At 48.5% G+C, this 11504-nt stretch carries 12 protein-coding genes; 6 read left to right on the top strand and 6 right to left on the bottom strand.

Annotated features, from left to right (window positions below; all coding sequences use genetic code 11):
- The 4 genes from NZ772_05415 to NZ772_05400 form a co-directional block, all read left to right on the top strand.
- A partial coding sequence (locus NZ772_05415) for an alkaline phosphatase family protein (GenBank protein ID MCS6812999.1) occupies positions 1–600 on the top strand: 600 nt, incomplete at its 5' end.
- 102 nt (positions 601–702) lie between these two features.
- On the top strand, positions 703–942 hold the full coding sequence (secG, locus tag NZ772_05410) for a preprotein translocase subunit SecG (protein MCS6812998.1): 240 nt from the start codon (positions 703–705) through the stop codon (positions 940–942).
- Between the two features lie 38 nt (positions 943–980).
- The gene (ruvX, locus tag NZ772_05405; protein ID MCS6812997.1) at positions 981–1454 is read left to right on the top strand and encodes a Holliday junction resolvase RuvX; all 474 of its coding nucleotides are present in this window, start codon (positions 981–983) and stop codon (positions 1452–1454) included.
- Positions 1444–2463, top strand: coding sequence for an aspartate carbamoyltransferase catalytic subunit (locus NZ772_05400; GenBank protein ID MCS6812996.1), 1020 nt, complete (start codon positions 1444–1446; stop codon positions 2461–2463). The genes ruvX and NZ772_05400 overlap by 11 nt, the downstream gene beginning before the upstream one ends.
- Before the next feature lie 29 nt (positions 2464–2492).
- Here the strand turns inward: NZ772_05400 and NZ772_05395 are convergent, their stop codons facing one another.
- The 5 genes from NZ772_05395 to NZ772_05375 all read right to left on the bottom strand — a co-directional run bounded on the left by NZ772_05395 (position 2493) and on the right by NZ772_05375 (position 8307).
- Positions 2493–3788, bottom strand: coding sequence for a ribulose bisphosphate carboxylase small subunit (locus NZ772_05395; protein ID MCS6812995.1), 1296 nt, complete (start codon positions 3786–3788; stop codon positions 2493–2495).
- Positions 3789–3809: 21 nt separating this feature from the next.
- Positions 3810–5198: an NAD-dependent succinate-semialdehyde dehydrogenase gene (locus NZ772_05390; GenBank protein MCS6812994.1), complete on the bottom strand. Its 1389-nt coding sequence runs from the start codon at positions 5196–5198 to the stop codon at positions 3810–3812.
- A gap of 119 nt (positions 5199–5317) precedes the next feature.
- Positions 5318–5647: a hypothetical protein gene (locus NZ772_05385; protein MCS6812993.1), complete on the bottom strand. Its 330-nt coding sequence runs from the start codon at positions 5645–5647 to the stop codon at positions 5318–5320.
- Positions 5648–6076: 429 nt separating this feature from the next.
- Positions 6077–7036, bottom strand: coding sequence for an orange carotenoid-binding protein (locus tag NZ772_05380; protein MCS6812992.1), 960 nt, complete (start codon positions 7034–7036; stop codon positions 6077–6079).
- A gap of 626 nt (positions 7037–7662) precedes the next feature.
- Positions 7663–8307, bottom strand: coding sequence for an NAD(P)H-dependent oxidoreductase (locus NZ772_05375; GenBank protein ID MCS6812991.1), 645 nt, complete (start codon positions 8305–8307; stop codon positions 7663–7665).
- A gap of 222 nt (positions 8308–8529) precedes the next feature.
- Here NZ772_05375 and NZ772_05370 point away from each other — a divergent pair, with 222 nt between their 5' ends.
- Both NZ772_05370 and NZ772_05365 read left to right on the top strand, forming a co-directional pair.
- Positions 8530–9549 carry an ABC transporter ATP-binding protein gene (locus NZ772_05370; protein MCS6812990.1) on the top strand — a complete coding sequence of 340 codons (1020 nt, stop codon included), beginning with the start codon at positions 8530–8532 and terminating at the stop codon, positions 9547–9549.
- Between the two features lie 142 nt (positions 9550–9691).
- Positions 9692–10570 (top strand): ABC transporter permease, encoded by an 879-nt coding sequence (locus NZ772_05365; GenBank protein MCS6812989.1) that lies wholly within the window; start codon positions 9692–9694, stop codon positions 10568–10570.
- Between the two features lie 67 nt (positions 10571–10637).
- Here NZ772_05365 and NZ772_05360 read toward each other — a convergent pair.
- A partial coding sequence (locus NZ772_05360) for a HAMP domain-containing histidine kinase (GenBank protein MCS6812988.1) occupies positions 10638–11504 on the bottom strand: 867 nt, incomplete at its 5' end.

The raw sequence follows: 11504 nt of genomic DNA, 5'->3' as shown, positions 1-11504 counted from the left end.
CACGTCACCTATTTTTTTAATGGCGGCATTGAACATCCGTTTGAAGGCGAGGATCGTGAGCTAGTGCCTAGCCCTAGTGTTGCAACTTATGATCACGCCCCAGCTATGGCGGCACGTCAGGTGACCAATGCAGCGCTAGCGGCGATCGCGAAAGGTATTTACTCGCTAGTAGTAATCAATTACGCTAACCCAGACATGGTAGGGCACACCGGTAATTTAGAAGCCAGTATTGCAGCAATTGAAGTAGTTGATCAGTGCTTAGGCGACTTGCTAGCGGGCATTAGTCGTGTCGGGGGAACTGCTATCATCACAGCCGATCATGGCAACGCTGAATACATGCGCGATGAGCAAGGCAATCCTTGGACAGCACACACAACGAACCCCGTTCCGTTTATTGTGGTAGAAGGAGAGGGGCGTAAAATCCCTGGTCATGGCACTGATCTAAAGTTGCGCAAAGATGGTCGGTTAGCCGACATTGCCCCAACTATTTTGCATATTTTACAGTTGCCTCAGCCCCCAGAAATGACTGGTCGTTCCTTGATCGAACCATCTCTGGTTGACTTCCGTGCTAACCGCACACCCGTGAAAGTTGGGCTGTAACTCCTGGTTCCATCAGGTTGTTGATCGTTTTTTACCTAAGCATGGGTAATTTCAACCATACGACTAGCCACAAAACCTAATAGCGAATTGTGATTACAAGTTATGACCTTAACTCAAATCCTCGAATTTGTTTGGACAGTTTCTGCGATCGGCCTAATTGTGCTAGTGCTACTCCACAGTCCCAAAGGTGACGGACTAGGTGGCATTGGCGGACAGGCTCAACTGTTTACTAGTACCAAGAGTGCTGAAACAACCCTTAACCGGGTCACCTGGACACTAAGCATCCTATTTATGGGGATTACGGTTGTTTTGAGTGCTGGTTGGTTAGCCACCCCTAAGTGACTACCTAACTAGCATGTCCATGTAGGGAGACACCTATCATGGCTGGGCAATTTTTGTCGGCATTGGGCTTAGACATTGGCAAGAAGCGAGTGGGGGTGGCTGGTTGCGATGGTACCGGCCTAATTGCTACTGGCATCACTACCATTCATCGCCGATCTTTTGCCCAGTTAGTAACTGAGCTGCAGCAAATCGTGACAGAGCGCAATGTTCAAGTGCTGGTTGTAGGACTGCCCTATACAATGGCAGGCGAGTTAGGTTCTCAGGCAAAACAGGTGCAAAAAACGGCAACTAGTCTAGCAGCCGCGCTTAAACTCCCTGTTGACTACGTGGATGAGCGGCTGACTAGTGTCCAGGCTGAAGAGATGCTGCGATCGGCAGGAATATCTCCTAGTCGGTATAAGGGCGAAGTCGATCGCAAGGCAGCAGCTATTATCCTGCAACAGTGGCTAGATGAACGCCGTCACCGAAAATCTAGCAACCCAGAGCCATCTAACTCTAACTATGTCTCCTAATTGGACTCACCGCCATATTCTGTCCCTAGCCACATTTACCCCCAGCGACTACGATACCGTATTGCAAACGGCAGCAAGCTTTCAGGAAGTACTATCCCGTCCTACTAAGAAAGTACCTGCACTTCAGGGTCAGGTTGTTGCAAATTTGTTTTTCGAGTCATCAACTCGCACCCGCAATAGTTTCGAGCTAGCAGCTAAGCGCCTCTCAGCAGATACCCTCAACTTTGCTCCGGGAACATCATCTTTGACCAAGGGGGAGACTATTCTGGATACTGCCCTCACCTATCTGGCGATGGGGGCAGATATTATGGTGGTTCGCCATCGAGACGCAGGGGTACCCCAAGCGATCGCCCGTGAAATGGAACGTCAAGGCACCCATGTCAGCATCTTAAATGCAGGTGACGGACAGCATGAGCATCCTTCCCAAGCTCTCCTAGATTTGTTCACCATTTGCACTATATTGGATCCCAAAAATCCTCGCTTATCCTTGCTAGAGGGTAAAAAAATCGCGATCGTGGGGGATATTCTCCATTCCCGCGTTGCCCGCTCCAACTTGTGGAGTCTGACCATGGGTGGCGCGGAAGTTCATCTAGCAGCACCACCAACCCTGTTGCCTCAGTGGTTTGCTCAGTATCTGGAAACTAATCAGGAAAATGCTAGTATCGCCTATCCATCATCTCGTCGCCTCTATCTTCACTGGTCATTGCCACCAGCCTTGGAAGATGCTGATTTTGTGATGACATTGCGGCTCCAGCGAGAGCGCATGACGGAACAATTGCTACCTAGCTTACGCGATTACCATCAAACCTTTGGCATTACCCACGATCGCCTGCGTTGCTGTAAACCAACGGTGAAAGTTTTGCATCCTGGGCCAGTTAATCGAGGAGTGGAAATCAGTTCAGCCTTAATGGATGATCCCTCAATTAGCCTGATCTCTCAACAAGTCACCAGTGGAGTAGCAATTCGTATGGCGCTGCTGTATTTGACAGGTAGCGGCATTGCTGCGTAACCAAGAACTTACGTAGCAGGACTGCACCATTAACGGGGTCGTTGAATGATAACCTCGCTGAGGCGACGGCGAGCCTTTGGCTCAATGGCAACTAAGCGCACATAGTCTTGGGGATGCTCACTCAGACAAGCTTCTAGAGTCGCGATCGCCATCTGTTCTCCCCCAGTCACCGTTGCATAGTTTTGCCAAGAATTAGTCCGAAATCGACGCTGATCTACATATTCAATGCCAAGGCGGTAGCCGTTGGCGAGTAGTTGACGGAGTTGCTTTAAAGTTTCTGCATCAAGGGCAGTCGTGCCATTGGATGACAAAGAGCCGACTGGCAAAGTTGCTTCCCCAGGTTTAACTATTGGTGAGTTTACATCCTGGTGATCACGAGCATAAGCACGTTGTCGTCCTCCTAACTTAGGGGCAGCCGTTGAACTAGGGGATGAACCACGGTCTCGCACGGCACGAGACAGATACTCTTCCATTAGACGAGTATTCTGGATCCAGTCTTGCTCCTGCACCATTTGCTGGCCAAAGGCTAACAACCGAGGCAAGCTTACATCAGGCGGAGTAAATTCTGGGGGACGATCAACACTGTTGACTAAACGCTTCGAGACTTTTTCGATACCAACTTGATGAATGAACTGGCGAATCTGTTCATCATAGAGACGAGCGCGGAGAGCACTGAAAAAGTCGATTGCTTGGTTAGGAAAGGCATCCACAAGCTGTGCTACTTCTTGGGAAGACAAATCACCGCCAAAAATGCCCCCCACAATGCCGATGCGATCGTTGCGATCTGGCTCCCAGTAAAACTTTTCCATGCGGCCGTCACGAACTAGCGGTGCGTACAGGGTTGAAAAGTCGTTACCTGTCACCAAAATAGGTACTCGATGTAACGGCGTTTCATCATAGCTACCAGGAAGCTGCACGTTGGTGGGGTTGTCAGCAATATTCATCAAGGTGCCATGCACAAGCTGAGTATTGACGGTATATTGCGTGGTGCGATCCAGTCTGCCTGCACCTGCATCTAGATCATTAATCATCAACACCGCCATTTGGCCCCGGACTCGAATCAGCTCTGCGGCTTCTCGATAACGCAGGCGAATCAACCGCGAAGGATCTCCAGCATCAGGACTTTCTAACTCCCCGGCTGACATACGCACAGCCTCAATGCCCATGCGTTCAAACACTAGCTCACACTGATAAGACTTGCCCTCACCCTTGCGGCCATGAATCCCCAAAATTAGGGGCACTCGTACACCAGGTAACGTTAGGTAGTTTTTGGTAATATGCACCGCAACTTTGTCCAGAAAGCGCGGGGAAATGTAATGTTGCATAGGAATTTTGAGTTTCCAGAGCTACTTGATCCAGACGGTTTTAATGTTCACAAATTCATAGATGCCCTGTTGTCCTAGCTCTCGTCCGTAGCCTGATCGCTTAATGCCACCAAAGGGTAACCGAGGATCCGACTTCACCATACCATTGATGAACACACAACCTGACTCCAATTCAGCAATCAGGCGTTGCACTTCAGCTTCGTTAGTTGTCCAAGCACTGGCCCCTAGACCGAAAGCTGTGCTATTGGCAAGCTGAATGGCGCTATCTAGGTCGGGTACCCGAAACACAAGGGCAACTGGGCCGAAAAACTCCTCATGGTAGGCCGGAGATTCAAGAGGTAGGTCGATCAGGATGGTAGGAGCGTAGAAGTTGCCGTGACGGAGCGCTTCCGGGAGTTGATCACTGGCCACCGGACAACCACCTACGATAGCAGTGGCTCCCATTTGCAGACATTGCTGCACTTGATCATCCAAGTCTTTGAGGATAGCAGGTGACGCTAAGGGGCCAATGTCAGTGTCTGGTTGCATTGGATCTCCAATCTTCAGGGCTTGAAATTTGGCTTGTAGTCCCTGGATGAACGTGTCAGCGATCGCTTCTTGGACAATAAACCGCTTGGCTGCAATACAGGATTGGCCATTATTCAACATGCGAGCAGTAACTGCTGTGTCAATAGCTTGTTCCAGGTCAGCGCTGGCTAGCACAATGAACGGATCACTACCGCCTAGTTCTAGGACTGTTTTCTTCAGCGCTTTACCCGCCGCTGCTGCAAGGCTAGCTCCAGCCGCTTCGCTCCCGGTCAGAGTAGCGGCCTTTACGCGATCGTCAGCCACGATGGCTGCTACCTGATCAGCCCCCACTAATAGGGTCTGAAACACACCACGAGGAAGCCCAGCCTGCTGAAAAATTGCCTCAATCGCCAAGGCCGATTGGGGTACATTAGAAGCGTGTTTTAGAATACCCACATTGCCTGCCATCAGCGCTGGTGCCGCAAACCGAAACACTTGCCAGAAGGGAAAATTCCACGGCATGACCGCCAATATTACCCCTAGAGGCTGATGACACACAAAACTACGACTGGCATCGGTACTCACTGGGATGGGAGCTAAGAAGTCCGCCGCTTGATCAGCGTAAAACCGACATACCCATGCAGACTTTTCCACCTCGGCGATCGCAGCCTTGATCGGTTTGCCCATTTCTAGGGTCATTAGGGCAGCATAGGTTTGGCGGTTGTCTTCTAGATGCTGAGCAACTTGGTGTAGCCAGGCTGAACGCTCTGCTAGGCTAGTATGACGATAGACTTGAAACGCCTGTGCTGCTAAAGATAACCTTGCTTCCAACTCTGCGGCGGTAATGGGTGTAAAAACCTTAACAGTCTCTCCCGTCGCAGGATTAATTGTGGCGATCGGCATAATCATGACCTCCCTCGAATTGCTAGTAGCAGGTGCTCAGAGGTCTCTATCATACCGAGTGTTTAGCCCATAACCCTATGGATTGGATATTAAGCCATATTAGGAATTAGGGAATCGCCCTACATGCGAGCAAGGGCACCAATCTTAGTAAGTTTGTCTTGATGCAGCCCCTCTAGTTCATCTAGGCGCAGCCATCCCTCCTTTACTAGATTGGCAAATACAAACAGCAACATAGGATATTGATAGTCATACTTGCCATCAATCTCATGCCGTCTAGCACTCAAGAAATCATGTAAACGCCATAGATCGTTCAGCTCAGAAATCGTACTGGCTCGTTCCCTTACATCCTTAACTAGTGCATTGATTTCTCGTTGATAAGCTCGCTCAAAAGCAGTTTTCGCAACAGTTTCCTCTACTGCAGACCACTCGTTATTATCAGAACCTTGCATCGCCAAATCAAAACCATTTACACAAAGAATTTACAGAGAATTCAGACATACTAAAAGACAATACGATCGTCCGTTGACAGCTATTTGAACAGCATGAGCATGGCATTTAGCCAACAAAACCTCATTAGCGTTCAATTGCTGCAGTTCACTATCAACAGTTTGAAATATCGTGAAAGTTGCCTGCTGAACAAGCAGTCTTATTAGTACATCTAATGTCAATAATAGTGTTTCCTATAGTGTTATGCAAGATGATTTGCTACCTAACTGAACAGTTATTTTTCTATAAAATAAGCGCCCTTGCAAAAAGAGCGCTCGTAACTTAAGGCATGTTTAAGGAGCATTTGATGGTCAAGGCTACAACTGCACAACCATGAGTGCCTACCCAGACGCAGGCGGTAGTGCTAGCCAGATTACACAATCAAGCTGATGCTAGCGAGCTAAATTCAACAGCTCTTTGGGAGATGCCAACAGGTCGATCGCCACAAAGAAGATCTTGTTTTCAGGAGTAAGCAAGAAACGCCATGCTATGTTCATGCCAACGCTAGCACCAAACCAAGGAGTTTGCACTTTGCCAGTCACCTTAATTTGAGTATAGCCATCCTCCGCAGGTTCTACCACACCGCGCTCTGGAATCAGGTTTAGGTTTTGACACTCTTCTCGGAAAAACCGGAAGATGTTATCCTTGCCTACGATCGGACGCTGGAAGGGAGGTTGCAGAGCACCATCGGGTGTAAACAGTTCAATCAACGCCTCAAAGTCGTTAGCGTTGAGGTTGTTCATGTAATCTAGCACTGTTTGATTAGTTACACCCTCGATAGCGACTGAAGTACGCTGATACAAATCCTTAGGAACAACGGCTGGCTCAACTACACGAGTGTAGTTGCCCATCTTGCTGGGGTCAAATCCCATATCAACCACAACACTACGCAGTACCGTAATCTGCTGACCAGGATCTAGCTCCTTGACTGATTGCAGCACTGCCGATGCGTTAGCAGAGAGTCTATAGTCCTTAGGAACAGGTGCCACAATACCTTGCTCCATCCACTCACCCAACTGATACCAGAAGCCCAATTTGATATTGGGTGACCATGTGGAGTAAGTACGACAAATGGGAGTATCTGCTCGGTTAGCCAAGTCAAACATAACTTGAGCTTGCTCTCGCTTGGTCATTTGCCGAATCTGGTTCAATATAGGCTCAGCAAACTGCATGTTCGCTGCACCTGGAGCGGCAACCGTAATCGTCTTACCCATCTCAAGATAGGCAAACCAAATCCATGCAAGCTGATCTTCAGGCGTTAGTTGATTGAAGCGGGCAATAATAGCAGGCACAACATCAGCAGACAGAGTGCTGGGGAAAATATTTCGTGCTGACTCAAGAGTAATTGCCATAGTTTAGGCTCCATCCTATCTAGTTACAGGCGATAAGTATAGAACCGAGCGCCAAAAGCCAGTAAACCGCAACTGCTTGGCCTTAACACATTAAGGAATGTCAACAGCCTTGGCGATCGTTCCTCAGAAATGCGGCTTGTTTCTTGGATTTGCTTAAGAATTGTAAATCAAGATGTAGATTTCCTAACAAAAACTTCCAAATAGACATTATTAGGCCGGACTTATACCCTTTCTCCACACTATGACTACAAACCAGTGGGCTACGTCGCTGGCTTTTGGAGCATTAGCGTTACGTTGTAGCGACTTTGCAGGGTAAATGATTGTGACCAATACAAAGTTACTTACTGGCACTACCCATGAGCCATGGTGAGGAGAGCTACAACTACAGGCTGATCAAGCCTTTTTGTTGAGCTTCAGGGCATTCGTACCGCAAAGCTAAAATCCTGCAAGTCTAAAAGCCAGCATGACACTAGGCAAGGCCTGGAGCACCTCTCCATGGCAATATTGATACATAGATAGTGATAAAGGCTCTAACTGGGGAGCTAGCTACCCTTGTGGGAAGGTTCCCCCATACCCTTCCCAGAAAATCATTACCGTTTTAGGATTATCCGTTACCCAAATAAGCACTAGATTACGTACTGAATGACATCATCCTTGGGATAGCGTACTTTGGGTCTAGCCGCAGATTTATCATCCTCTGCTCGATAACCAGCAGGACAGACAACCACGGCTGTGTATCCCTGGGCTGGCAAGTCTAGGATCTCGTCATACTTACTGGGGATAAAGCCTTCCATGGGGCAAGTATCAACATTTAACATGGCTGCACAGGTCATAAATTGCCCCAGTGCAATGTAAACTTGTCGAGCTGACCATGCATCTAGATCCAGAGGATAGGGTGGTGTAGTTAAGAAGCCCTTAACCATAGCGGCAAATTTTTCCAGATTCTCTACAGGCACCTGCTGCACATCAGCCATGCGGGCAATGTAGCGATCAACGTCGGCTGTCCCAACATTTTTTTTGATTGCAAGCACCACTAAGTGAGATGCATCTACCACCTGGGTTTGTCCCCATGAATGTTCAACCAACTGACGGCGAATGTCTGGATTCTTCACCACGATAAACTTCCAAGGCTGAAGACCAAAGGATGATGGTGCCAAGACCAAACTCTGCTCTAAGACTGCCCATACATCATCAGGAATGATCTTTGTAGGGTCAAACTTTTTAGTAGCGTAGCGCCAGTTCAACTGCTGTAAAACATAGTCTGGAGTCATTAGCAAAAGTCCTTTACACACATGATAGGGATTGTAAGATGGCCATCGTTCTATGCCTCTGGATAGTACCATGTAAACATTTGCTAAATTTTCGTGGCACTAATAACAATCCCTTCGCTAATGTCCATCTGGTACGATCGCCATCTAGTCGGAGTATTACAATGATGGTGTATGCAGTCTGTGTAGATTTGTGTAGTTTCTAATCCAACAGGTAATGCAAATATGGGTTCCGCAGTGCTAGTTCAAAATCTCCAGAAGCGATATGGCTCTGTGACTGCTGTTAAGGACGTATCTCTGCAAGTTGAACCTGGAGAAATTTTTGGGTTATTGGGGCCTAATGGTGCTGGGAAAACAACGACACTGCGTTGTCTTTGTACCCTAACCACTCCTGATGCTGGGGAGATAGAGGTTTCTGGGATTTCTGTTCTCAAAGATCCGCGGGCTGCTCGTCGCAAGCTAGGATATGTGGCTCAGGAAGTGGCTCTTGACAAAATCCTAACTGGTCGAGAGCTGTTGCAGTTTCAAGCAGATTTGTATCACATCCCCAGGACTGTTGCTGCTCAGCGCATAGATTTAATGCTGTCGATGTTGGGCTTGACGGACTATGCTGACAAAAAAACAGGCACTTATTCGGGTGGGTTGCGCAAGCGGCTAGATTTGGCGGCTGGATTACTGCATCAGCCAGATGTGTTGGTACTGGACGAGCCGACAGTAGGTCTAGATATCGAAAGCCGTGTAGTCGTGTGGGACTTTTTGCGTCAGTTGCGAGATCAAGGGGTGGCTGTGTTGCTTACTAGTCATTACCTAGAAGAGGTAGATGCTCTGGCAGATCATGTTGCTATTATCGATCGCGGCTCAGTCATTGCCGTAGGCACACCCAGTGAGCTGAAGGATAAAGTAGGGGGCGATCGCATCACCCTGCGGATTCGAGAATTTTCACCGTTGTCGGAAGCAGAGCAGGCGAAAGAGCTGCTGCAAGCCTTGCCCTGTGTACAGGAGGTTATTATCAACGCGGCTCAGGGAAATTCTCTCAACCTTGTGGTGAAATCTGACCCTGAAGCATTGGCAATCATTCAACAAACGCTACGAAATGCTAACTTGCCGACTTTTGGCATTGCTCAGTCCCGGCCTAGTTTAGACGATGTTTACTTGGCAGCAACAGGGCGGACATTGTTGGATGCTGAGTTGGCTGCATCGAGTAGTCGTGACCTAAAAGCCGAGAAGAAACAGGCTATGCGCTAATGTCTTTACAGACAGATACCAGTCGATTGAATGGCTGTCTTGTTCATGGGTATGCTCATGCATCAGTACTCAATTTCGACCTCGCCTTAGTGTTTAGCAGTATATCTATTAGTTCATACCAGTTCATAACCAAAGAAGTATTATGAGTTCAACACTGATTCCCCCTCGTCCTGTGGCAGTAGATGAAGCTGCGATCGCACCTCAGCCCTCTGAGTTGCAGGCTTTTCTGCAAGAAACTACTGCCTTGACTCGTCGCCTCTTTATTCAGCTTCAGCGCCGCCCTTCAACCTTGATAGCGGGCATTATTCAGCCCTTGATGTGGCTGATTTTATTCGGAGCATTGTTTCAAAACGCACCTGCGGGCTTGTTTGGTGACAGCCAGAACTATGCCCAGTTTCTGGGGGCAGGGGTAATTGTGTTTACAGCATTTGCCGGGGCACTGAATGCTGGATTACCCGTTATGTTCGATCGAGAATTTGGTTTCCTCAACCGCTTACTTGTGGCTCCACTGGTATCTCGATTCTCTATTGTCTTGGCATCCGCTATCTTTATTACTACCCTAAGCATGGTGCAAACCCTAATGATTGTGATTACAGGGGCAGTCTTGGGGTCAGGGCTTCCCAATCCTCAGGGTTTAGCTGTGCTAGTGGGCATTATCTTGCTGATGGTATTTGGGGTTACCGCTCTCAGCTTAGGACTTGCATTCGCACTGCCCGGTCACATTGAGCTGATTGCTGTTATCTTTGTCACTAACTTGCCATTACTGTTTTCTAGCACTGCTCTAGCGCCACTTGACTTCATGCCCAGGTGGTTACAGTGGGTTGCTAGCCTTAATCCCCTAAGCTATGCGATTGAACCAATTCGGTATCTCTACCTGCATCATGACTGGAACCTCGCCAGCGTTGTGATGACAGCACCATTTGGAGCAGTGACCATGGGTACGGCCTTGTTAGCATTGCTAGGTTTTGATGTAGTTGTGGTGCTAGCCGTTCAGCAGCGACTGAAACGCACTCTATCCTGAGTACAGTTCCTGAGTGTAATTTGAGTGCAATAGGAGTTTTGACTTTGATGGGCAGTGCTTCTAGTCACTACTTAGCTGGATTTGGTAACTCTGATGCAGCAGGAGGGTGACAAGGTAAAAGGACTTGTAGCCAAGCGCCGCCTGTTTCAGGATGGTTGCTGGCCCTGACTGTCCCATGGTGGGCCTCTACAATCTGGCGGACGATCGCTAATCCCAGGCCGCTGCTGCCCAACAAGTATTCGGGAGTAGAGTCACTAGCAAGTGCTGATGAGGAGCCATGTTTACTGGAGCGAGTACGCGATAAGTCTGCCTGATAAAAGCGATCAAACACATAGGGCAAATCCTGCTCTTGAAATCCAGGCCCCGCATCAATAACGTCAAGGCAGACATGCTGATCCTGCAAGGGCTGCTCGTCATAGGTAGCTAAACCAGTATGCTCCTTGTCTTGACGCTTGTCTGTCTCCAAGTGAGAAGAACTTGAGGGAGAACAACAGACTGCTTGGGCATCACAAAATTTGACATTAACTTGAATGCTCTGGCGGGGCGGGCTGTATTTAATGCCGTTATCCAACAGGTTAATAAGCACACGATAGAGGCGGGGTTCGTCAGCATAAATGATGGCAGGATTAGCACCCACGTAGTTTAAGGTGATATGTTTCTTCCGGGCTAGTAGCTCTAAGCTGAGCCAAGCTGACTGGACTAGCTCAGCTAGATTCACTGGTTTTAGGGTTAAACGGGCTGGGGCATTCGTCTGGAGTTGACTGAGATCTAACAAGTCTTGCACAAGGTTGCTAAGCCGAATCACCTCGTTAATTAGACGATCAACCCAAGCTCGTAGCGGTGGGTCTAATCGGGCTTGCAAGGTTTCAGCTACTAAGCGAATGGACGTGAGGGGCGTTTTTAGCTCGTGGGCAACATCAGAAGCCCAGCGATC

Source organism: Cyanobacteriota bacterium (genome assembly GCA_025054735.1).
In the GTDB taxonomy this organism is placed as follows: domain Bacteria; phylum Cyanobacteriota; class Cyanobacteriia; order SKYG9; family SKYG9; genus SKYG9.
Note: the sequence above shows the minus strand (reverse complement) of the source record. Positions and strands in the feature narration are given on the sequence as shown.

What these genes read in the sequence shown, in the direction of transcription:
- NZ772_05375 (MCS6812991.1), bottom strand. Translation starts at nt 8,307, where the DNA reads ATGACTCCAGACTATGTTTTACAGCAGTTGAACTGGCGCTACGCTACT.
- NZ772_05395 (MCS6812995.1), bottom strand. Translation starts at nt 3,788, where the DNA reads ATGCAACATTACATTTCCCCGCGCTTTCTGGACAAAGTTGCGGTGCAT.
- NZ772_05380 (MCS6812992.1), bottom strand. Translation starts at nt 7,036, where the DNA reads ATGGCAATTACTCTTGAGTCAGCACGAAATATTTTCCCCAGCACTCTG.
- NZ772_05385 (MCS6812993.1), bottom strand. Translation starts at nt 5,647, where the DNA reads ATGCAAGGTTCTGATAATAACGAGTGGTCTGCAGTAGAGGAAACTGTT.
- NZ772_05370 (MCS6812990.1), top strand. Translation starts at nt 8,530, where the DNA reads ATGGGTTCCGCAGTGCTAGTTCAAAATCTCCAGAAGCGATATGGCTCT.
- NZ772_05400 (MCS6812996.1), top strand. Translation starts at nt 1,444, where the DNA reads ATGTCTCCTAATTGGACTCACCGCCATATTCTGTCCCTAGCCACATTT.
- secG (MCS6812998.1), top strand. Translation starts at nt 703, where the DNA reads ATGACCTTAACTCAAATCCTCGAATTTGTTTGGACAGTTTCTGCGATC.
- NZ772_05390 (MCS6812994.1), bottom strand. Translation starts at nt 5,198, where the DNA reads ATGCCGATCGCCACAATTAATCCTGCGACGGGAGAGACTGTTAAGGTT.
- ruvX (MCS6812997.1), top strand. Translation starts at nt 981, where the DNA reads ATGGCTGGGCAATTTTTGTCGGCATTGGGCTTAGACATTGGCAAGAAG.
- NZ772_05365 (MCS6812989.1), top strand. Translation starts at nt 9,692, where the DNA reads ATGAGTTCAACACTGATTCCCCCTCGTCCTGTGGCAGTAGATGAAGCT.